General features: G+C 56.4%; 17 protein-coding genes. 15 read left to right on the plus strand and 2 right to left on the minus strand.

Annotation, left to right across the window (positions count from 1 at the left end; all coding sequences use genetic code 11):
- Positions 1–172 precede the first annotated feature (172 nt).
- The 6 genes from M4951_RS21475 to M4951_RS21500 all read left to right on the plus strand — a co-directional run bounded on the left by M4951_RS21475 (position 173) and on the right by M4951_RS21500 (position 7,934).
- Complete coding sequence (locus M4951_RS21475) at positions 173–586, plus strand: hypothetical protein (protein WP_262023671.1); 414 nt, start codon at positions 173–175, stop codon at positions 584–586.
- A 238-nt stretch (positions 587–824) separates the two neighbouring features.
- Positions 825–1,562, plus strand: coding sequence for a GntR family transcriptional regulator (locus tag M4951_RS21480; RefSeq protein ID WP_262023672.1), 738 nt, complete (start codon positions 825–827; stop codon positions 1,560–1,562).
- A gap of 14 nt (positions 1,563–1,576) precedes the next feature.
- Positions 1,577–4,453: a DUF1553 domain-containing protein gene (locus tag M4951_RS21485; RefSeq protein WP_262023673.1), complete on the plus strand. Its 2,877-nt coding sequence runs from the start codon at positions 1,577–1,579 to the stop codon at positions 4,451–4,453.
- Positions 4,454–4,475: 22 nt separating this feature from the next.
- A complete protein-coding gene (locus M4951_RS21490; protein ID WP_410050408.1) occupies positions 4,476–5,906 on the plus strand; it encodes a DUF1501 domain-containing protein in 1,431 nt (476 codons plus the stop codon).
- A 522-nt stretch (positions 5,907–6,428) separates the two neighbouring features.
- Positions 6,429–7,430, plus strand: a complete 1,002-nt coding sequence (locus tag M4951_RS21495) for a DUF1559 domain-containing protein (RefSeq protein WP_262023674.1) — start codon at positions 6,429–6,431, stop codon at positions 7,428–7,430.
- 57 nt (positions 7,431–7,487) lie between these two features.
- A complete protein-coding gene (locus M4951_RS21500; protein ID WP_262023675.1) occupies positions 7,488–7,934 on the plus strand; it encodes a hydroxyisourate hydrolase in 447 nt (148 codons plus the stop codon).
- A 231-nt stretch (positions 7,935–8,165) separates the two neighbouring features.
- On the opposite strand, the gene M4951_RS21505 is transcribed toward M4951_RS21500, so the two are convergent.
- Entirely contained in the window at positions 8,166–8,861 is a 696-nt protein-coding gene (locus M4951_RS21505) for a sugar phosphate isomerase/epimerase family protein (protein ID WP_262023676.1), read from the minus strand.
- Positions 8,862–9,295: 434 nt separating this feature from the next.
- On the opposite strand from M4951_RS21505, the gene sppA reads away from it, so the two are divergent.
- A complete protein-coding gene (sppA, locus tag M4951_RS21510) occupies positions 9,296–10,345 on the plus strand; it encodes a signal peptide peptidase SppA (RefSeq protein WP_262023677.1) in 1,050 nt (349 codons plus the stop codon).
- Between the two features lie 161 nt (positions 10,346–10,506).
- Here sppA and M4951_RS21515 read toward each other — a convergent pair whose 3' ends face one another.
- Positions 10,507–11,811, minus strand: a complete 1,305-nt coding sequence (locus tag M4951_RS21515; protein WP_262023678.1) for a BBP7 family outer membrane beta-barrel protein — start codon at positions 11,809–11,811, stop codon at positions 10,507–10,509.
- Positions 11,812–12,312: 501 nt separating this feature from the next.
- On the opposite strand from M4951_RS21515, the gene M4951_RS21520 reads away from it, so the two are divergent.
- From M4951_RS21520 to M4951_RS21555, 8 genes are all read left to right on the plus strand, one after another.
- A complete protein-coding gene (locus M4951_RS21520; protein WP_262023679.1) occupies positions 12,313–14,505 on the plus strand; it encodes a hypothetical protein in 2,193 nt (730 codons plus the stop codon).
- A gap of 278 nt (positions 14,506–14,783) precedes the next feature.
- Entirely contained in the window at positions 14,784–15,131 is a 348-nt protein-coding gene (gene hpf, locus M4951_RS21525) for a ribosome hibernation-promoting factor, HPF/YfiA family (protein ID WP_040353000.1), read from the plus strand.
- A gap of 71 nt (positions 15,132–15,202) precedes the next feature.
- A complete protein-coding gene (locus M4951_RS21530; RefSeq protein ID WP_262023680.1) occupies positions 15,203–15,679 on the plus strand; it encodes a PTS sugar transporter subunit IIA in 477 nt (158 codons plus the stop codon).
- A gap of 121 nt (positions 15,680–15,800) precedes the next feature.
- Positions 15,801–16,103: an HPr family phosphocarrier protein gene (locus tag M4951_RS21535; RefSeq protein WP_262023681.1), complete on the plus strand. Its 303-nt coding sequence runs from the start codon at positions 15,801–15,803 to the stop codon at positions 16,101–16,103.
- Between the two features lie 14 nt (positions 16,104–16,117).
- Complete coding sequence (ptsP, locus tag M4951_RS21540; RefSeq protein ID WP_262023682.1) at positions 16,118–17,866, plus strand: phosphoenolpyruvate--protein phosphotransferase; 1,749 nt, start codon at positions 16,118–16,120, stop codon at positions 17,864–17,866.
- 514 nt (positions 17,867–18,380) lie between these two features.
- Positions 18,381–20,150: a ribonuclease E/G gene (locus tag M4951_RS21545; RefSeq protein WP_262023683.1), complete on the plus strand. Its 1,770-nt coding sequence runs from the start codon at positions 18,381–18,383 to the stop codon at positions 20,148–20,150.
- Between the two features lie 191 nt (positions 20,151–20,341).
- Positions 20,342–20,656 carry a 50S ribosomal protein L21 gene (rplU, locus tag M4951_RS21550; protein ID WP_262023684.1) on the plus strand — a complete coding sequence of 105 codons (315 nt, stop codon included), beginning with the start codon at positions 20,342–20,344 and terminating at the stop codon, positions 20,654–20,656.
- A gap of 960 nt (positions 20,657–21,616) precedes the next feature.
- The gene (locus M4951_RS21555) at positions 21,617–22,177 is read left to right on the plus strand and encodes a flavodoxin family protein (RefSeq protein ID WP_262023685.1); all 561 of its coding nucleotides are present in this window, start codon (positions 21,617–21,619) and stop codon (positions 22,175–22,177) included.
- Positions 22,178–22,184 lie beyond the last annotated feature (7 nt).

Below are 22,184 nucleotides of genomic sequence, written 5' to 3' on the forward strand. Positions count from 1 at the left end.
CCTCAGCGACTTCGGTTCAAAATCGACGTTATTTCCGCCGTGTTCGTGAAATTTCAACGATTCCGAGTGGATCGTGCGGCAATTCACTTTCGCCACGGTCGTTGCATGCCCATAACAGGAATCACTACTTTTACTTCTATTCCATCCAAATCCCCCCTGGGAGCCGAAGCCGATGACTCAAACGGAACCAAGTCCCGATCACGTCAATGATTCGCCTGTAACCGGTGCGCCCCAGAGTCGCAGCTGGTTTGGATTCACTTGCAAAATTGTCCTTTACTCCTTCTTTACTCTCTGTGCAGGCACGCTGTTCGCCGCACAGTATGTTCCAGAAGTCGCCAACGCGTTGTCGTTTCTGTTGCCCGAAGAACCGGCCCACAGTTGCTCGTTTGGGCAAAAATCGAGTTGCCAACAAAGCGCCAGCACCGGCCCGGTTGAGTACGCTTCGTGCTGCAGCGAAGCTTCGATCTGCCCTAAGTCGGACGTTTGCCCCGGCGAGATGACGCTTGCCGAAGTCGCTCCGTCCCCTTCGTCTGACGGCCAATTAGTAGCGGTGGAAATTCCGCCAATTCCTCCGGTCGTGGACTAGTTGTTCGCCTGATTCGCTCGCTAACGCAAAAGAGACGCTCCCCAACGGAAGCGTCTCTTTTGCGTTATTGCAACAATCTGTGCCGATTCGCTGGTCAATAATTCTCGCCAGAACGAAAAGGGCAAATTACCATTTTTTCAGAAAATGATTGAAGCCTCGCCCCCGATTGTATAAAATCCAACTTATCGATATCGTCGAAGCTTTGACGATTCCACTTCATCATAGCTTGAGATCTCTCGTGGCAAGTGCAAACGAAGTCCAACATGGGGCCCGCCGACAAAAACTTGTGGGCGATATCCTGCTTGTCCTCTTTGAAGGGAAGTTCGCCCCTGGGCAACGTCTGCGACTAGAGCACTTGGCCGAACAGTTTGAAGTCAGCGTCACGCCGGTTCGCGAAGCGCTGGTCGAACTCGCAGGGATCGGCGTTGTCGAACTCCAGCCCAATCGCGGCGCCGTACTGCGTGCCTTTGGTCCGCGACAGGTCGAAGAAATTTGCCAGGTTCGCCGCATCTTAGAATGCGAAGCGGTTCGCTCGGTTTGCGGCCGCATTGCGCCGTTTGAGCTGGAATTGCTCGAGTCGCAATTAGCCGAACTCGATACCGCCAAACGAAACAAACGCTGGTCGCAAAAAACGCGTGAACAAGATTCGCAACTGCATGAGCTGATCGCCGAACGCTGCGGCAGCGAGCGTCTGGCTTACGAAATTGGTCGTTACAAAATCTTGTTCCGCACGCTGCGTGACGCACGTCATATGCGTCGTTCGGCTCGCGACAACTATGCCGAAATGAACGAAAACGCTGAACATTTGGCGATCGTTCGCGCCATGTCGGCCGGCGATCCCGAAAAAGCTTCCGCCGCCATGGCCTATCACATCGAAACCTCGGTCAAGGCCCTGATCGCAGACTTGTTTGATCCCCAAGAAATCGCAGCCGATCGTCGCGAAACCTTTCTCACCCGCCAAGCTGTTTCCTCCTAACGAGCGAATCGCCCGTGAAATCCCGCCTCATTTTCTTCACGACGCTTGCCACCATCTCCCTCAGTCTCACTCTCCTTAACGCAGCCGAAAAAGCGACTCCGGTCGACTTTGAACAGGAGGTAGCGCCGTTGCTAGCGCAGCGATGCGTCTCCTGTCATTCGCCGAATATCAAGAAGGGAGAGCTTTCGCTGGCTGGCCCCGAAGATCTGCTGGCCAATGGGTTTGTCGTTCCCGGAGATCCCGCCGGCAGCTACCTGCTGGAGGTTGTTTCCGCCGCAGGCGATGACCGCCCTGCCATGCCCAAGCTGGGCGACGCGCTGACAGAGTCTGAAGTAACGCTGCTCAGTCGCTGGATCGAACAAGGCGCCGCCTGGCCCGACGGATTTGTCATCCGGGAAGCTTCCAAAGCAGATCGTTCTTGGTGGTCGCTACAACCGCTGGCCGATGTTCATCCGCCGGAAGTCGCCGCAGCGCCCGCTGCTTGGCGTCAAAATCCGATCGATCGCTTCGTCTGGGCCAAGTTGTCGGCCGAGAATCTGAAACCAAACGCCCCCGCCGATCGCCGCACTTTGATTCGTCGTGCAACGTTTGACCTGACCGGCTTGCCTCCCACGGCGGAAGAGATCGACGCGTTTGTCGCCGACGATTCCCCCACAGCCTATCCGCAATTGATTGATCGCCTGCTCGCTTCGCCACGTTACGGAGAGCGTTGGGGCCGTCACTGGCTGGACGTGATTCGCTTTGGTGAGAGCCGCGGTTTCGAGCGGAATCAGATCATTACCAATCTCTGGCCATTCCGTGACTACGTGATTCGCTCGATCAACGAAGACAAACCGTTTGATCAGTTCATTCGTGAGCATTTGGCTGGCGATGTGATCGCGCCGAACACGCCGCAGGTCGAAGTTGGCTCGGCATTTCTCGTTGCGGGTCCCTACGATGACGTCGGCAACCAAGATCCGGTGCAAGCGGCCCAGATTCGGGCGAACACGATCGATGAAATTATTCGCTCTTCCAGCGAAGCGTTTCTGGGGCTGACGGTTGGTTGCGCTCGCTGTCACGATCACAAATTCGACGTGATCTCGCAGCGCGACTATTACTCGATGTATGCGACGTTCGCCGGCGTTAAACATGGCGAACGCACCGTTGCGACCGCAGAACAACGCCAAGAAAGGGATCGCCAACTAGGCGACCTGAAAAAACAACAAGCCGATCTCACAAGCCAGCGCGATGAGATCAAGAATCTCGCCATCGCTCGCGGCGAAACCAAAAAAGAGCATTACGCGCAGCTCTGGTCTCGCCCGGCGATCTCACGCCAATCGACCGAGGAGAAGTTTGCCCCGGTGCAGGCCAAGATGGTGCGACTAGAAGTGGAAGGACAAGAACGCAACCCAAATTCCAAGAGCGGATACGGGATTGACGAGTTTGAAATCTGGACCGCCGGTGAAAACTCACAAAACATTGCGTTATCGTCGGCAGGCGCTACGGCGGACGGCGACTCACGCCGCGCCGGTGACTTCGACGGCGCTTACGACGCCGCGTTGACCATCGATGGAAAATTTGGCTCGCGTTGGCTCGCGTCAGGCCCGCAATTGACCATCACCTTGGCCGAACCGCAAACGGTGAATCGAATCCTCTTTTCGAGCGATCGCCCAGGCGCCGCCGGCAGCAATGGAGTCGCCAACTTTGTCAGCGAGTACCGGATTCTCGTTTCGGTCGATGGTGAAAACTGGACCGAAGTCGCCAACTCGCATGATCGCCAACCGGTCAACGACGCGCATCGTCGCAAACGCTTACTAGCGGCCGAACTGACCGACGAAGATCGCGCCCGCAGTCAAGAACTTGAAACGCAACTGGCCGCAGTGAATAAAACGATCAGCCAGATTCCGCCGCTGCCGGTCTGGTGGGTCGGCAATCACAGCGCCGCTCCTGGGCCGTTCCATCTCTTCATCGGCGGCAGTCCTCAACGTCCCGCGGACGAAGTGACCGCGTGCAGTCTCTCGGGACTGGCCGACTCGGCGCCCAAGTACGAACTTCCCCAGGACGCCGCTGAATCGGAACGCCGACTGCAGTTGGCCAATTGGATCGTCGATCCGCAAAATCCCTTACCGCAGCGCGTGTTGGCCAATCGCATTTGGCAGCATCATTTTGGGACCGGCATCGTCAATACGCCCAACGATTTTGGCTACATGGGAGGGCGACCTTCGCACCCGGAACTGCTGGAATGGCTCGCCGCTGAATTGGTCAAAAATGATTGGCGTTTAAAACCGCTCCATCGCCAGATCATGCTCTCGCAAGCCTATCAGCAATCGAGCGAGCATCGCGCCGCAGCAAGCCTGGTGGATGGAGACTCGCGGCTACTATGGCGATTTCCCCCGCGGCGACTATCGGCCGAAGAAGTTCGTGACGTGATCCTGCAGATCTCCGGCAAGCTTAATCTCGACATGGGCGGTCCCGGTTTCCGGCTCTACCAATACCTGCAAGACAACGTCGCGACCTACGTGCCGCTAGACGAACATGACGCGTCGACCTATCGCCGCGCGGTTTATCATCACAACGCCAGAGCGGCTCGTATCGATCTGATGACCGAATTCGACAGTCCCGACTGCGCCTTCTCGGCGCCGCGCCGCGACGAAACGACGACGCCTCTCCAAGCGCTTACGATGTTAAACCATGACTTTACGCTTGACATGGCGCAATTTCTGGCGGAACGCCTGCAGGCCGAAGCCGGCGACGATCCACAAAAGCAGGTCGAGCGCGCCTATCAACTTTGCTACGGGCGCAGTCCCACCGAATCCGAGACCAAGTCCTGCGTCGCACTAGCGACAGAACATGACCTACCAGCGCTCTGCCGCGTGCTGCTGAATACCAGCGAACTGATCTATCTTCACTAAATTTGCGGAAGCCGAGAGAGCGATGATGAACGCATTTTCTGAACTTTCGCGACGCGGATTTTTGGGCAATATCCTGACCGGGTTGTCCGGCGTCGGCTTGATCGATCTCCTATCGAAAGGCGCATTGGGCGACGAAGCGAAACCTGCGCAGCAAGCGCCCCATTTCGCCCCCAAAGCGAAACGAGTGCTGCAGGTCTTTTGCCCCGGCGCCGCGTCGCACATGGACCTGTGGGACTACAAGCCGTCGCTCGAAAAGATGGCCGGCAAACCGCTTCCCGGCGAAGAAAACTTTCTTTCGTTTCAAGGGAAGAACGGCAACTTGATGCCTAGCCCTTGGGCGTTCGCCCCGGCTGGCGAGTGCGGCAAGCCGATCACGACGATGCTGCCGCACATGGCGCAGCACGCAGACGATATCGCGTTTATCCATTCGATGCACAGCAAGACCAACACGCATGGTCCCGGCTGCGTCTTCATGAACACCGGGCATTCCACCGAAGGTTTCCCCAGCGCCGGCGCCTGGCTCAGCTACGCGCTCGGCAGCGCGAATGAAAACTTGCCGACCTATGTCGCGATTCCCGATGTTCGCGGCGAGCCGCCGAACGGCAAAGCGAACTGGTCCAACGGATTCTTGCCGGCTCGCCATCAAGCGATCGTCATGAGCGATCAACAGCCGATTCGAAATCTAGCGAGGCCCGACCGGATCGCCGAAGCGGAAGACGCCGCCGCCCGAGCGCTGGTCGCGAAACTCAACCGCGAATTCGCCGAACAATACTCGGCCGAGTCCGAACTGCAGGCTCGCGTCGCAGCCTACGAATTGGCGGCTCGGATGCAACTTTCAGCGCCGGAAGTCTCAAATTTGGCGAGCGAAACGGAAGCGACGCATCAGCGATACGGCACGACCGACGCCAATCCGTTGAAAGCGGCGTATGCGCGCAATTGTTTACTGACGCGGCGCCTACTGGAGCGCGGAGTTCGCTACGTCAACTTGTATTGTTCGTCGCGTGCTTCCGGCGTAGACGGACTTTTGAACTGGGACGCGCACAAGACGCTCAAGACAGATTACGAGCGACATTGTCCCATCTTTGATCAGCCGACCGCGGCGCTATTAGCCGATCTCAAACAGTCAGGCCTCTTGGAAGATACGCTGGTCTTATGGACGACCGAGTTCGGCCGGATGCCGACGCATCAGGCCGGCACGACCGGGCGCGATCACAATCCTGACGGGTTCACCTGCTGGATGATGGGCGCCGGCGTCCAAGGCGGCGTTACCTATGGCGCGACCGACGAATTCGGTCGCCGCGCAGAAGTCAATCCAACCACCGTCTGGGATTTTTACGCGACGGTGCTCCACCTACTTGGCTTTGATCACGAGAAGCTGACGATCTACCACAACGGACTCGACCGCCGGCTGACAGATGTGCATGGCCACGTGATTCAAGACATTTTGACTTGATGGTGCGGATCGATCGACGTTCTCAAGCTCCGTGCGGAGAACTGGATGCTCGTCACTAAATGCAGTGCCGATCATCGGAAAGACTAAGTGGACCGCCTATCGGACAGGCTGAGATGGCGACTTTGTCTATCCCATATCCGTCAATTGATTTCCCTTTTTCGTCAGCTCAAGCGGATTCGTTTCCGATCTCGTCGAGGATTGGAAAGCATCGGACGCGATGAAAGATCTCTTTCTCCGCTTATGGCAATTGCGTTCTAAATCATTGCCATACAAACGGTTATACCGCAGCCGCGTTACGCCACAGCCAGAATAACGGCGAAAATACAACCTTTGCCTTTAAATCAGTAATGGCAAATGCGCTTGTCCGCTATCAGGGCATCGGTCTGCTGGTTTCGTTGCGGGATCCGAAATACGCGCATATACTTCCGACGCCAGTGTTCTAGTCGAATTCGCATCATTTCCGAATTTCTTCACTTACTTGTCTCGGCTGGCTTCGGAACAGGTCTTTTGGAATCAAAACTCATGAAACGAACTGGATTTACCCTTGTCGAACTGTTGGTGGTTATCGCCATCATCGGAGTCTTAATTGCGCTCTTGTTACCGGCAGTTCAACAGGCGCGGGAAGCGGCGCGGCGAATGTCATGCAGCAACAATCTGAAACAGATCGGGTTGTCACTTCACAATTATCACGACACCTTTAACTCCTTTCCGTACGGCGCTCGTAATATGGCGAATGGAAGCTGGGGACCTTCGTTTTACGCCGGGTTGCTCCCATTTTTGGAGCAAGGCAACTTGCTCGCGAGCTTGGATTTAACGGTAAACAACGCTGGATTGGATGGGAACGCCAGCGTGCTAAAAGGAATTCCTCCGTCCGCGTTTGTCTGTCCTTCTTTTCCCGGCAGTACTTCAGGCTGGAATGGCGGCTGGGATTCGGCCTCTACGTATGTTGGAATTGCCGGCGCCGACCTCTCGACGACCAACTTTGTCGAATCGCGCAAGAACACCGGCTTCAGTTGCTGCAGCGCCGCCGGCGGGACCGATGACGGCGTGATCGCCGCCGGCGGGATGCTGATACCCAATCGAACGCTCGGTTTTCGTGATGCGACCGATGGCAGCTCTAACACGGCTATCATCGGCGAGCTTGGAGGACGCATGTTTTTGGCCGATCCTTCGGCCTATTCGGAACTATCGGGAACAACCGTTTTGCTTGCCGGCACCGGCAGCCCCGAAGGTGGACATGGTTGGTTGATGGGGACCAACGAAGGAGGAACGCCGCCTAACTTTGGCGGACAGCGTGCTTGGAATATGACGACGATCCGCTACGCGCCCAATACGCGTAACTACGATTTGAACGGCATTAGCTACAACCTGGGCCCCAACAACCCACTCCTCTCGGAGCACCCCGGCGGCGTTCAGGTGGTGTTTGCCGATGGTCACGTCACGTTCATCTCCGACACGATCAACCTCGATATTTTGAAATACATGGCGACTCGCGATGATGGCCAAGTTACGACGCTTCCATAACAACGCCGCCATCCCTTGCTGTGAACATCCGCAATTAAAAATGAAAGAGGAAGTATTGTGAAACTTATCTCCGTCATAAAGCTCGCCATATTCGCCGTTCCGTTATCGCTCGCACTCCTCAGCGCAGGGTGCAGCTCAGGGGGACCGCCGCCGGGTTTGAAAGGAATTCAAGGTCAAGTGACCATCCAGGGCGAGCCGGCGCCCGCTGGCGTACGGCTTGAATTCCAACTAGCGAACGAGAGCTTTTCGTTTACGGTTCGCACCAAAGCGGACGGCTCTTACAAATACCTGCCGTTGGCGGAAGCGCCACTGAAAACAGGCGTCTACCGGGTCGCGATCCTGCCGCCAGCCGCCAAGACAGTCGTTAGCGACGCAGGTGTTGCGATGAGCGAGAAACCGTCCGGCCCCAAGAATTACGGCAAGTACTCTAATAGCCAGACCAGCGGTATCCAAGCGACCCTGAATGACGAAGTCGTCACGCTTGATATCGATCTAGAATCCTAGAGCGCTTTTCCCGAAGGCTGTAGCGTCTTCAGCGTCGGCAAGGCAAGCAGGTCAACACAGACCAGCGCAGCCGCAGCCAGCTGAAACGCTACAGACGGAGAGGGAACCGCTCTAAGATCGCAATTTCAGAACTTGCCGCGAGACAGCCGTGCGTCTCGTGGCGAGCAGAGATCCCAAGCGGCAATCGATTCAGCATTGACGTTGAACCGGTTCCCACGAAGAGCAATTGCCTTACAGCAAGCTTTCCATCAACAATCGCATTTTTCGCATCTCGGCCATCTGATCGACATCCGGCAGCGGCGGCATGTGGATCGTCAATGCTCGCTTGTAGTGGACCGATTCCAACTGCGAGATCACTTTGCCGTATTCGACTTCGCCTTGGCCGACGCGAACCTGCATCTCGGACTTCGTCGTGTCGCGCAAGTAGACATGGCGGACGTAGCTGAGGATCTTTTCGTAGTTGGCCGGGCTATCTTCGCGGCAAATAAAATGGCTCGGGTCGAGCGTAACGCCGAGTCCTTTGACGTTGTCGCACAGCACCTTGATCGTGTCGGCGTCTTCCGACAAACAGCCGACATGCGTGTGCATGCTGACTACAATCCCTTCGACCGCGGCGATCGCGACCAGCTCGCGCAGGTGCTCAACCTCTTCATTAAAAGGAGTGCCTAACTCGCCTGAGGGGACGGTCAGCGACGAGACTTTGACCGCTTTGGCCAATTTGCAGATCGCCTCGAACTGGCGATAGTGCTCGTCTTTGACGGCGTCGATCTGGATGCGAAAATTCGACAGGTTTAGTCGTTGCGTATCACGACAAACTTCGAGAGCGCCATCCGGGTCGTTCACCACGAATGACGGCTTCAAATGCTTACTTTTCTCGCTGATCGTAAGATCGACGTTGCTGAATTCAAGATCAACGAGCTTTTCCATACACTCGCGCATGGGAAGATCTGGAAAACACTCGCTTGAAGCCGAGACGAACACGAGAAGCTCCTTCTGGTCGAAAACAGGCGCCACGCACTCGTGGGATCGCCAATACGCCTAATACTCATTTGCCGCCGTTGATAACTAGCGGCGCAAGCGGGAAGCTTACCGAGCAGAGCGACCGAGGACAACAGCAACGTTTTTTGGCGCCGCTAGCACCAGAAGCGTGAGAATGGTCACGCGACGGCGAATTGCTTCCAGCCGTCAAAATCCTAAAATATGGCGTAGCCGTCGTCCATGGGGAGCCTTCAACCGTTCCAGGACGCCCACATTTCCCCCCAGGCGAAACTCACGTCTTATCCTTCAAGCACTCCCGCTTGAACCACCAGATTCGCGGACTGTACCCGCAATTAGCGATATTTCACGCAAAAGGTAACTCGATGACCAACGGACAAGATCCTCCCCAACAACAGCCCATCATCATCAAGCACGGCAGCAGTTGGTTCCTTCGAATCATCGCCTTTGTCGGTTGGCTGGGCCTGATGTTCGCTGGCTTGATCATCATTGTCCAGCTCGCTGCGACGGCGCAGTACTTTAACGAAGTCGACGGAGTCAGCGAAAACTATTATTCCGGCGACAAAATGGCCACCGACAAGATCGCCCTGATTCGCGTCGAGGGTTTGATCATGGAAGGGGAAGGCTATATCCGCAATCAGATCGACCTGGCCCGCAAAGATAAGAACGTGAAAGCGATCGTCCTCCGGGTCGATTCGCCCGGGGGATCGGTCAGCGCTTCGGACTACATCTATCACCACCTGAACGAACTGCGTAAGGATCGCGAGATTCCGCTCGTCGTCAGCATGGGCGCTTCCGCAACGAGCGGCGGTTATTACGTTTCGATGGCGGTTGGCGACGAGGAAGATGTGATCTTTGCCGAACCGACGACGATCACCGGTTCGATCGGCGTGATCATTCCGCACTACGACGTGAGCGGACTGATGGCTGAATACCACATCAAAGATGACTCAATCGCCAGTCACGATCGCAAGCAGATGCTGAGCATGACCCGCACGATGCCTGAGGATCAGCGAGAACTGGTTCAAGGTCTGGTCAACGATATGTTCACGCGATTCAAAGACGTCGTGAAGACGGGCCGTCCCGCCTATGTGAAAGATCCCGGCAAGCTGGACGAATTGGCGACCGGCGAAGTTTATTTGACCGACCAAGCGATCAAGCTGGGTCTGGTCGACAAGGTCGGCTTCGTCGAAGCCGCGATCGAACGTGCCGCCGAACTGGCGAAGCTGGACGTGAAGAAAACGCGCGTCGTCGCCTATAAGAAGCCGGTTTCGCTGTTCGGTATTGGGACGGCCTCGGTGGCCAATCCGACCGAATCGCTGATGAAGGCCGTGCTGAACGTGACCAGCCCCAAAGCGTATTACTTGGACTCCAGCCTGCCGTCGCTGTCGGCGGGCCTAGCGACCGCCCAGTAGTTTCGACCAAGAAGCAAACCCACCATCTAGCCGCCGACGAGATCGTCAGGCGGCTTTTTTATTTCTTGCCTTGTTGTCAGACGTTGCGACAAGAAAGCAGAAAAGCCGCGTCGCAAGTGCGAGACGGCTTTTCTAAGTTTGACATGCTTCGTAGCGTTGGCTTACCAGATGAACTGGCCGCCGAGGTATCCGCCGTGCAGCAGCAAGTCGCCATTGGAAGGCGTGCTGGCGACGATCCCCAGGTCTTCAAAGTTTTGGGGAATCTGCTCGGTCGCCAAGGCGATTCCCGAGGCGGCGACAACACGATAACCGCCGTTGATCGAGAAACGCTTCGTCAGCTGATAGCCGGCGCCAAGGTCCAATTCGCCCAGGAAGCTGACGCGTCCCTTGGAGGCCGAAATATCGTACTGGCGTCCGTTATTCGGGCTCAAAGCGTTGTCGATATAGGCGTTGCCCAAGTTGCCATACATCCGCGATTGCTGATTGATCGCATTTCCGTAGATGCCAAACTTCGTCTTGGCGTACAGATTCAAGCGATCAAAGTTGTAGTTCATGATCATGCCGAGTTGGGCGCCGATCAAGTTGTTGTCGACATCGATATCGTAGTGCAGTTCGTCGTCCGCTCCGCTGAAAGAATAGTCAGTCGGGTCGGTCGAGAACGCGAAGCCTTCACGAACCTTGAAGTATCGCAGACCAGCCAGGGCGCCAAATTGAACGCAGCCGCCGCAGCAGTTGGCGTTGTAAAAGTTGGGGTCCTGGAAGAAGTTCAACTCTACATTGTAGAAGTCATAGCTACGTTGCAGACGATGAGCCTGGGCGTTGTTGTAGTAGTCGTCGACATTGCTGCCGTTGTAGGTCAAACCCTGGAAGTTAACGTCTAGCGGAGTATCCAGCTGACCGACGAGTCCTTGGTTGGTGACCGTGTGCGACGCCGTTCCGCGAACCGCCCAGTAGTCGACTTCCCAAGCCCAGTTGCTGCAACCGAAGTGACGACCGAAACGAATTTCGTAACCGGCCTTCCACCCCATACCGGCGGCGTTGGATCCCATCACGCGAGCGCCAAAATCGCCGCTGTCATTCGACAGCCAGACTTCATTGCTGTTGTCGCGGGTCATCGCCAAAGCGCCGGCGTAGGCGAACCAGGTTGGGCGGAAGCAATCTTGGAAGCATTCGTCGTAGCAGCCTTCCGACTCGCAACCGCTGCCGTACGATTCGCCGTAAGCGGCGGACGGCATCATTCCAGGTTCAAGCGACTCGGCGTAAATTTTATCGGCCGGGGCCGGCGCGTCTTCCGTGAGGGAGACAGGCTGAGTGTTCTGTCGCCATAGTTGAGCGGGGCTTTTCTCGGGAGCAAAATAGCTGGGCCGATCAAGCGAATTGGGTTGATCCAGATTAACAGGCGCCGCAAACAGTCCCGACGCCGATAGCGTCAGCGCAAGTGCAGCGGGAAAACGAGAAACCAACATCTCCGGAACTCCTTCAAAATTTGGCCGACACGCTGCCTCCATATTGCAGACGTGTATTTCCGTTGGCCGTGTGTCAGGTGGAGTCGGACATCCGTTCCGAACTTGCTGACGAGGGCAAAATCCGTCAGCCACAATGCGACCAGTCACTCCATGCGACTTTCGCTATATGCAAGCATCGACACCGCTAGCAATGAATCATCGCCGATTTCGTGGGAGCGAAGAAAAAATTTGGCGCGCCTCGACGAGCTAGCTGGCATAGCCGGCAAAAGCAGATCAAGCGCCAAGCCAAGCTCGCCCCTTGAAGCCATAAAACCAGACAATTCTGCGCAGAAAGAGCCTTCAGAGCGGCGTTTTTCCGCAAATCGCAAGATAGAACGCAAATTGGGCGGAAGCAACTATTTGCCCAAATATTTTGCCCCGTTGTACGAATCGTCGCATGGAGCGGCACTATTACCTACAACCCTTAATTATTTCCCCTTCGTACTTCAAGATGAGCCAACAATGGCGATGCGACTTACCTTACGCGTGCTGCTGGCCTATATGCACGGCATCCTCAGCGAAGCCGACGCCGCCGAGATGGATAAAAAGGTGGCCGAGAGTGAGTTTGCCCAAAAGCTGATTACGCATATCCGCACGCGTGTGATGCGCAAAGAATTGTCGGCCTTGGCCGTCGAAGGAGACGGCATCGGTCGCGACGCCAATACCGTGGCTGAGTACCTGGATCACAAGCTCGATCCGCAGCAGGTCGCTCAATTAGAACTGCTCTGCTTCGAGTCCGATCGCCATCTGGCGGAAGTCGCCTCGTCGCACCAAATCTTGACGATGGTGTTGGGAACGCCGGCCCATGTTTCGTCATCGCTCCGCAAACGGGTTTATGGGCAACTCGGCAACTCGATGCTGCTGAAGACCGATTCCTCTACCGACCTCAACGCCGTGCTGACGCCAGACGATCAACGCTGGAGCACTTCCGACGACGTTCCCCCCGACGTGGAAGAGGACGACCACCATTTGGCGACGGCCGAATTGCCAATCGCACAGGTGATTCCGGACGAAGAGGACGTGGAAGACGAGGATCTTGAAGAAACCGAATTAGCGACCTCCAGCAGCGGGGCCTTTGGCGCCAACGGTTGGAGCATGGCCTTGGTGGTCGTCTTAGCGCTGGCTGCCGGTTGGTTGATTGCGGCGAGCGGCTGGATCTCACCTCCCCCATGGCTCACCGGTCGAACCGCTGCTGAAGTCGCCGAATCTTCCGAACCCGTTGGCGATTCCACCGCTAAGGAGCCTGCCGAACCAATCTCTCCAGACAATCCCAACGTCTCGGGGATTTCGCGTGACAAGGTGAATACGCTCGACGATATCCCGTTTCAGCCAGGCGCCGCGACCAGTCCCAACGCATCAACGCCGCCAGCGCAACAAATTGTCGCCAACGCTAACTCTACCAATCCCCCGGCAATGAGCGGGCCATCCTCTACAGATCCAGACCCTGCAAATCCAGGTCCGACACGCACGGCGGAAGCCGACATGCCGTTTAACAATGTTCCGACCGTTCCGCCGATGGGAGAAACCTCAGAGCCGGCCAATCCGGAGAACATCGATCCATCGCTGCTCGAGCCAGGGCGGCGCGGCGTCTTCTTGATTCATGACATTACCAGCGGACAATTCATCGCGCCGCCGCAAGGCGCGGTGCTTCGACCGTTTCAACGCCTCATTGTTGGTCCCGGCGGATACTTCGCCACAACGGCCGAAGATGCCGGCGAATTGATCGTCGTTGGACCTGCCGATTTGTTGCTGACGGCGGATGGTCGCGTGATGTTAAACTATGGGCAAATATCGATTCCGGCGTCCGAAAAGGGGATCACGATTGAAGTGGTCGGCGGCTTAAGCGCCACGCTCCAAAATATCGCGGAGGGGGGGGAAGCGAATATCGAAGTTGATCGGTACATGACCAACGATACGCCGCCGATATCGCAAGGCTGGATGAAAATCTACAGTGCTGGCCAATGCGAAGTGGTTGTCGGCGACGTTTCGTTGCCGCTGCTTCCAGCCGACGAACTGATCATGCGCACCGACAATACCCCCCTCCTCAATCACCGGAAGCAAGCTCCCTCGTGGAGCGTTCTCTATCCATCTCCTGCAGCCGACTTTGTGCGTCTGAAATTGGCGGAAGGGACGACTCAGGGAATCGAGCCGCTCGCGATGTTGCAGCGGATCGCCGAGTCGAGCGCTTCGCCTGGCGTTCGGAGCGAAGCGATGCGACTGTCGGCGGCCGCCGGAAAATTCGGCCCGCTGGTCGAGTCGTTCCATGATCCAACGCTCAGCCAGTTTTGGTCGGCTCATTTTCAAGATCTGGCCGAAATTTGGGCCCGCGCGGAACCGAATGAAAAACCGGAACTGGAAGCAGCCGTCCGCAGCTTGAGCCCACAATTTGGAGACGCGTTGATCGGCATGCTCGACAAGTACTGGCGCGAGGAACTCACCAAACCAGAAGCCGTCGAGCTGATCTTAAACCTTGGCCATCACGAAACGGCGATACGGTTATTTGCATTTGAGAGCCTGGAACGAATGGCCGGATATACGCTTTTATATCGTCCCGACATGAGCGAGGCCGAACGAGAAGGGCCTATCACGCGCTGGTGGGGAAGATTCAACGCGGGGCAGTTAAGCGGACTGACAGCGACAAGAACGCCGAAATAATGGCGCAAATCCACCTACGGCAGTCCGCATTACCCAAATCGGCTCCAAGCAGTCGAACCCTCCCCCTAGTAGCCATTTGGAGCGTTCGGGGTCGCTACGATCGGCCCCAATCTTTCCTCGCTTCGCTCTTTCCTACGCTTAGCCCGGTTGAATGGGCTTTGTCACGACGCATAATTGTCGATAGAATATCCCGTTTCCAACTAGCTTTCGCCTCTCCCCTGGCGAGCAGGTTCAATGGAACCGGACTCGCAGGAACCCGTTTCGAAGGAGTTTTCGTCGTGCAAGTCAATATTTCTACGCGACATGGCCACTTGAGCGCGGACTCGCAAGAGACGATTTCCGAAAAAGTACAAAAGTTGACCCGCTTGTTTGAACGGATCACTTCGGTCGACGTCACCGTCGATTTAGAGCACAACGACAAGCCGGGCGTGGAATTGCGTGTTACGGCTGAGCGTACCGACGATTTTGTCGCCGCTGACAGTTGCTCAAGCCTGCTCGGCGCGTTGGACAACTCGATCCACAAGATGGAACAACAACTCCGCAAACATAAAGAGCGGCTGAAAGATCATCGCGGCCCAGGCTTAAAAGACCAAGCCGCCGTCAACAGCCCTGATTCCGAAGCCTAAATACACGCACCGTCGGAGACCGACTGCCAAAATTTGCAGTCGCAGCACCGATCCGAGGAAAGGACCGAAACGTGAAGTTTGCTGACTTCATTTGCGTCAACGGGATCAAACCCGAGTTGAACGCTCTGGACAAAGAAGGCGTCATCCGTGAGCTCGCGGAAAGCCTTGTCGCGGCAGGAGCGATTCAAGCCGAAAACGTCGACGGCATCATCAAAGCGATTATGAAGCGAGAGGAGCTCGGCAGCACAGGTATCGGCCGCGGAATCGCCGTTCCCCACACCAAGCATCCTAGCGTCGAAACGCTGGTAGGCACCGTGGGGGTTAGCACCGAGGGAGTCGAGTTCAGCAGCCTAGATGGTGAAAAAGTTCATCTCTTCTTCCTGCTGGTTTCGCCTCCTGATCGCCCCGGCGATCACTTGCGAGCGCTGGAGAATATCTCTCGCCAGTTGCGGGACGATATGTTCTGCAAATTCCTGAAGCAGTCGAAGACCGTCGCCGACATCCAGCAACTGCTGGAAGAAGCCGACAACAACCAATTCGGCTCGTAAGTCCCGTTTCGCATCTCCGCAAGGAGACGCGTCGGTATTCATGAGCAGCGGAGGGCGGCGCACCTAGATCAAGATCGGCTCCGTCCCCGCCGGCTCAAAATGAAATCTTTCTGTTGGCGAAATGACCCACCAGCACGCGACTCGTCGAATCGTTATTAAAAACCAGCAGGGACTGCATGCGCGTCCTGCCGACGCTTTTGTCAAACTGGCGAATCAATTTCAATCGAATATTGAAATTGAGCGTGATACGCTCCGCGTCAGCGGCAAGAGTATCCTCGACCTGCTGACGCTCGTCGCCGAACAAGGCGTGCAATTAACAATTATTGCTGACGGCCCCGACGCCGAAGCTGCGGCAGACGCTCTCGCCGCGCTGGTAGAGACCTTCGTCGAAGAAGACGACCAGCCTGACACTCCAACTGACTGAACCCGCTCGGTCCTATGCGTATCCTTCAAGGCATCGCCGTTTCGCCAGGAGTCGCCATCGGCGAGGCCGTTGTCATTGACGACAAAGGATATCGCATTCCTCGGCGATTTATCGCACGCGGCGCTGTCGAAAGCGAAATGCAACGTCTCGAAGGCGCATTCGCCGCCGTTGGGAAGCAAATCGAGCAAAGCCGCGACGAGATCGCCGGCGAATTAGGCCAGCAATACGGCGCTATTTTTTCCGCCCACTTGCAGATGCTGCAAGACGCCAAGCTCCGCAACGAGATCGATCATCTCGTCAAGCAGCGACATTATTCGGCCGAGTATGCAATCACCCGGGCGCTCGGCAAATACAGCAAATTTTTCGAGAATCTGCCGACCGCCTATCTGCGGGAACGCGCCAACGATGTTCACGACATCGAACGCCGGTTGATGGGCGAATTGATCGGCAATCGCCGCGAAGCGCTGGAAGAGATCAAATCGCCGGTCGTCGTCCTCGCCAATAATTTGACCCCCAGCGAAACGGCCAATTTAAACCGCGAGATGGTGCTGGGGTTTGTGACCGAAGTTGGCGGCCCCGGCGGACATACCGCGATTGTGGCCGAAGCGCTCGAAATCCCCGCGGTAGTCGGTGTCGGCGACTTTTTGAACGAAGTCTCTGGCGGCGACCTGGTGATTGTCGACGGCGACCAGGGCCGGGTCATTTTCCAGCCCGACGACGAAACGATCGCCCGCTACGAGCAAGAGGTCGAAGAACACCGCAGCCTGGCCGCGCGCCTTGATTTGCTGCGTGATCTCCCCTCCGAACTGCTCAGCGGTGAACAAATTCATCTCTATGCGAACATCGAGTTCCCGCACGAGGTGGACGCGTGTTTGCAGCGCGGGGCCGAGGGAATCGGGCTCTACCGGACCGAATTCCTGTATTTGGGACAAGAACAAGAGCCGACCGAAGAGGATCACTACCAGGTCTACGCCAAAGTGGTGCAAGACATGGGGGGGGCGCCGGTCGTGATTCGGACGCTTGATTTGGGCGCCGACAAGATCGCTCGCAGCCCCAATGAATCCCGTGTCGCCGAAGCGAATCCCTTTTTGGGATTACGCAGCATTCGACTGTCGCTTCGCAATATCTCCTTATTTCGTACGCAGTTACGCGCGGTATTGCGGGCCAGTATGATTGGGGAAATCCATGTAATGTTCCCTTTGGTCAGCACGCTGCACGAATTGCGGCAGGCAAAGATGCTGCTGACTGATATCATGGAGGATCTTGACGAAGAAGGGATTCCCTACGACCGGAACCTGAAAATCGGCATGATGGTCGAAGTCCCATCTTCGGTGATCATGCTCGATCATTTCGCCAAAGAAGTCGATTTTATCAGCATTGGCACGAACGATCTGGTCCAATACACCTTGGCGGTCGATCGTAGCAACAAAGAAGTAGCGGCGCTTTACAACAACTGCGACCCTGCCGTCCTCCGTTTGATCGAAATGACGGTTCGTCTGGCGAAAGAAGCCGATATCAAGACGACCCTTTGCGGCCAAATGGGGGGAAATCCAATCTATGCCATGTTGCTGATTGGGCTCGGTTTGCGTAGCCTTAGTATCACGCCGAGCGCAATTCCCGAGATTAAGAAGGTGTGCCGGAGCGTTTCTCTCGCCCAATGCGAAGAAGTCGCCCGCCGCGTTCGGGAAATGGAAAACGCTCGAGAAATCAAACGCTACCTGCGTGAGGAAGTCCGCAGGGCGGTACCCGAATTAATGATGTAATGCGGAACAAAACTTCCGCGATAACCGAATACCACACTTAGTTTCACGACCATTCGACGCAGATACAGAGTAACGACGTAGCGGGAAATTACGCACCGCCAGGCAGACCGACGCGACCCTTCGCGACTCTGGGCCAGTTCCACAAAACGGGCCCATCGATCATGACGCCAAACAGCCGATTCTGAGATCCCTGCGACGCGCCAGCGCGATTTCTGTAGATGAAACGCCGCTTCAGCGCCGCGACCCGGCCTTTTGACGCCGCTTTGCAGTTGCTTACCGACAGAGAGTCCCGCATAGAATTCGTCACAGTGCGACAGATACGGCCGCCCCATGCATGCAGATGCTAGCCGCCAGACTGCCCGCCTAATAACGTTTCTTTTCCGCTAACGTCGCTGCTGTTGCTGACTTGCTCGTCGCAGCCGGTTGCCGATTCTTGTCGGCAGAGTTCTGTACGAGCTGTTCTCCCTGCGCGGAAGGTCAGTCGTGAAACGCAACTCACGAAAGACCGAGCAAGATGAAGAAGGAAATGCTGATCAACGTATCGCAGCCGGAAGAATGCCGGATTGCGATCGTCGAGGACGGAATCCTCGAAGAGTTCTATCTTGAACGAACCAGCCAAGACAATTACGTCGGCAACATCTACAAAGGCGTTGTCGTCAATCTAGAGCCAAGCATTCAAGCCGCCTTCGTTGATTTTGGCGTCGGCAAAAATGGCTTTCTCCACATCAGCGACGTCGAGCCGCAATACTTCCGCCAAGGGGGATACGACCCGGCGGAACAGCTGGATGACGACTTCGGCGGCAGCTACGGCGGCGCCACCGCGGCCGACTTTAGCGACGACGAGGAAGAAGAAGTCAGCGACTCGGCCAGTGACGACGACGCCAAAGCCGACAGTGATGACGATAGCGATGGTGATAGTGATGCAGGGGACGACGCTCCCCCCAAGGCGCCTCAAAGCCGTGGTCGCGGCCAACGCCGTCCGCAGCAGCGCCGCCAACGCCCTGGCATGCGTCCCCGCGTCAAACCGCCGATCCAAGAGATCTTCAAGCGCGGCGACGAAGTTCTGGTGCAGGTCATCAAAGAAGGCATCGGCAGCAAAGGGCCGACCCTCTCGACCTACATCAGTATTCCCGGCCGTTACCTAGTGCTGATGCCGGCCTTGGGACGCGTCGGCGTTTCTCGCAAGATTGAAGACGACCAGGTCCGCCGCCGCTTGCGTTCGACCTTGCTCGAGCTGAGCCCGCCGAAAGGCTTGGGCTTTATCGTCCGGACCGCCGGCCAAGAACGGAACAAAAAAGAGCTGTCGCGCGATATGGCCTATCTGCTGCGACTTTGGAAGGTGATCGTCCGCCGGCTGAAAAACACGACAGGACCGTGCGACATCTACGAAGAAAGCGACATGATCATTCGGACGATTCGAGATATCTTCTCGTCCGATGTCGACTCGATTTACGTCGATAGCGAACCTGCCTATGAGCGCGCCAAAGAATTCCTCCAGTTGGTCATGCCGCGGCACGTGAATCGCTTGAAGAAATACGAGAGCAAAGACCCTCTCTTCCACAAGTATCGCTTGGACGAAGAGATCGCTCGCATCAACCAGCGCGAAGTTCCACTGCGTCGCGGCGGTTCGATCGTGATTGATCAGACCGAAGCTTTGGTCGCGATCGACGTGAATAGCGGCAATTTTCGCTATGACGGCACCGCCGAAGAAGCGGCCTACCAACTCAACATGATGGCCGCCAAAGAAATTGCTCGCCAATTGCGTCTGCGCGATCTCGGCGGCGTGGTGGTCAACGACTTTATCGACATGCGTCGTGAAAAGCACCGCCGTAACGTCGAGCGGGCCCTTCGCGACTCGGTGAAACGAGATCGTGCGCGCACCAAGATCCTGAAAACCAGCCCGTTTGGTCTGATCGAGATGACCCGGCAACGGATTCGCCCCAGTCTGAAACGGAGCGTTTTCAAGGATTGTCCCTGCTGCAAAGGACGCGGCGTGGTCAAATCGGCCGAAAGCATGGCCATTGAGGTCGTCCGCATGCTGTTGGCGGCCGCTCATCACGACGGCGCTTCGCATGTGACGATTCGGGTCAACGACGAAGTCGCGACCTATCTGAACAACAAGAAACGCCGCGAATTGGCCCGGATCGAAGAAGACACGAATATCGTGGTTCAGATCTACGGCAGCGAATCGTTCTATCCGGAACACCTGGAAGTCGAATGCGTCGATGCGGATGGCCGCCGGCTCCATTTTGACGATCGCCCCACCGGCAATGCCCGCCACTAGGGGGAGGGGTTTTGGCGACTTGCCCCGCTCGTCACAGAATTTGACGCAGCGGGGCCGCTTAGGGCCTCGACAAGCGGCTCTGGTTTTCATATCTTTGAAGGTTTCCCCAAACGAGTCTGGCGTCTCTTGGTAGTCGCCGGTCCCGTCATCACCAGCAAATCACTGATTTGGCAAGTTCTCAGGTTCCGGCCATGTACGCGATCATCAAAGAAGACGGCAAGCAGATCAAAGTTGAAGAAGGCCAGGAGCTGCGCCTCGACTACCGCGCCGACGCCTCGGCTGGCGACGAATTGACCTTTGGGTCGGTTCTTTGCGTCTCCGGCGAAGATGGCGTGAAGCTCGGCAAGCCGGTCCTCGACGGCGCTTCGGTCACTGCCGAAGTGGTCGGCGTGGTTCAAGGCCCGAAGCTGGTCATTCAAAAGTTCCGCCGCCGCAAGAACTCGCGTCGCAAGACGGGCCATCGCCAACTTTTCACCAAAGTGAAAATCGGCAAGATCACCGCCTAGCGGACGCCGATCGCCAAACCCTGGCGACCGAAAATTGAAAACAAACGCAAACGCCAAAGTCAGCAATGACTTTGGCGTTTTGCATGCGCTAACGGTAGATCCGGCCTCAGTGATGTTCGGCACGAAAATTGGACCGGAAACATGGACGCTCTCTTAAGTCTGTCAGGGACTATCAGATGTCCTGCCGGAGCAAACGTTATCCGTTGACAAAGCGCACAGATTCGTGGTCGATTGCCGTACGGCGAGAAGAAAACGGGAACTTCACTTCCGGTTTGGGATCGAGCGCCCGTCGGCAGCTTCTACTGGCTCCAACGCTCTTTGGCAATTCACGCTACTAAAAGTGACTAGCGGTCCGATCCAACCAGATAGTCGCCTTTCGCTCCCGCGAAAGTAGCGTCTTGCCGGTGCATCTTTCGCAAGAGCGAAAGGCGACTAGGGAGCCATCGAAATACACGGATCCAATCCAGTCCAACCGCCCGAAAAAAAGGGGCTGTCCAGTCCAGTCCAACCTTTTGAGGTTGGCTATTAAATTACGCAGTTTAACCTGCAGGCAAAATGGGGTAGTTCGCCCAAAAAATGAATCCGGTCCCATTTTGGAGATCCAGCGAGTTCGCCAAACATCCCAGCTTAACGCCCAGGCAATTTGGGCGAGTCGATAAAAAATTGCAGCGGTCCGGTCCAACCTTGGGGGATCGACTTCTAAACTACGCAGCTTAACCCACAGACAAGATTGGGGAGTTCGCCCAAACAATGAATGCGGTCTGGTCCGTTGCTTCGTCAGCCGGCTTGGCCACGTTCCCTTCGTCTTTCGCGCAAACAGGACTACTTCCAACGGAAATGCGAGCGGCGACTTTGACGCGGGCTCACATCACTAAACCGTCCTACCTGGTCTTGGTTGACGCGTGACTTTGGCTCCTCGAAGATATCCGCTGACTTTACTAGCGAATCAGGAGACGGCGCGTGACGAAGATTCTTGTTCTCTACCACAGCAACAGCGGCAACACGGGCAAAATGGCGACCGAAGTCGCCGCAGGCGCGCAAGAAGTGCCGGACGCCGAGGTGCGTCTGTTATCGATCGATCAGGCGACCACCGCCGATCTCGATTGGTGCGAAGGGATCGCCGTTGGCAGCCCCACCAACTACGGCACTGTCAGTTGGCAAATGAAACAGTGGTGGGACAACCAACCGCTCGAAAACTGGGGCCAGCGCGACGGCCGGATCGGCTGCGCGTTCAGCTCGGCCGCTTCGTGGGGCGGCGGGCAAGAACTGACCTGCATGACGCTGAACGCAATTTTGATGAACTACGGATATCTGGTCTTCGGCGTGACCGACCTGGCCGGTCCGCAGCACACGATGCACTATGGAGCGATCCAAGCCGGCGAGCCGCGCCAGGAAAAAGAGATCGCCGGCTGCCGCCGACTTGGTCGACGTCTGGCCGAATGGGTCGCCGTTTACTTTCACGGGCGCCAAGATCAACACCCGCTGCGCCAAGCCTATGATCGCTTTGAACACTTGAAGTAAGGTGGCG

Source organism: Blastopirellula sp. J2-11, from assembly GCF_024584705.1.
In the GTDB taxonomy this organism is placed as follows: domain Bacteria; phylum Planctomycetota; class Planctomycetia; order Pirellulales; family Pirellulaceae; genus Blastopirellula.

What these genes read in the sequence shown, in the direction of transcription:
- ptsP (WP_262023682.1), top strand. Translation starts at nt 16,118, where the DNA reads ATGCGTATCCTTCAAGGCATCGCCGTTTCGCCAGGAGTCGCCATCGGC.
- M4951_RS21520 (WP_262023679.1), top strand. Translation starts at nt 12,313, where the DNA reads ATGGCGATGCGACTTACCTTACGCGTGCTGCTGGCCTATATGCACGGC.
- rplU (WP_262023684.1), top strand. Translation starts at nt 20,342, where the DNA reads ATGTACGCGATCATCAAAGAAGACGGCAAGCAGATCAAAGTTGAAGAA.
- M4951_RS21535 (WP_262023681.1), top strand. Translation starts at nt 15,801, where the DNA reads ATGACCCACCAGCACGCGACTCGTCGAATCGTTATTAAAAACCAGCAG.
- M4951_RS21545 (WP_262023683.1), top strand. Translation starts at nt 18,381, where the DNA reads ATGAAGAAGGAAATGCTGATCAACGTATCGCAGCCGGAAGAATGCCGG.
- M4951_RS21495 (WP_262023674.1), top strand. Translation starts at nt 6,429, where the DNA reads ATGAAACGAACTGGATTTACCCTTGTCGAACTGTTGGTGGTTATCGCC.
- M4951_RS21490 (WP_410050408.1), top strand. Translation starts at nt 4,476, where the DNA reads ATGATGAACGCATTTTCTGAACTTTCGCGACGCGGATTTTTGGGCAAT.
- M4951_RS21515 (WP_262023678.1), bottom strand. Translation starts at nt 11,811, where the DNA reads ATGTTGGTTTCTCGTTTTCCCGCTGCACTTGCGCTGACGCTATCGGCG.
- M4951_RS21475 (WP_262023671.1), top strand. Translation starts at nt 173, where the DNA reads ATGACTCAAACGGAACCAAGTCCCGATCACGTCAATGATTCGCCTGTA.
- sppA (WP_262023677.1), top strand. Translation starts at nt 9,296, where the DNA reads ATGACCAACGGACAAGATCCTCCCCAACAACAGCCCATCATCATCAAG.
- M4951_RS21505 (WP_262023676.1), bottom strand. Translation starts at nt 8,861, where the DNA reads ATGGAAAAGCTCGTTGATCTTGAATTCAGCAACGTCGATCTTACGATC.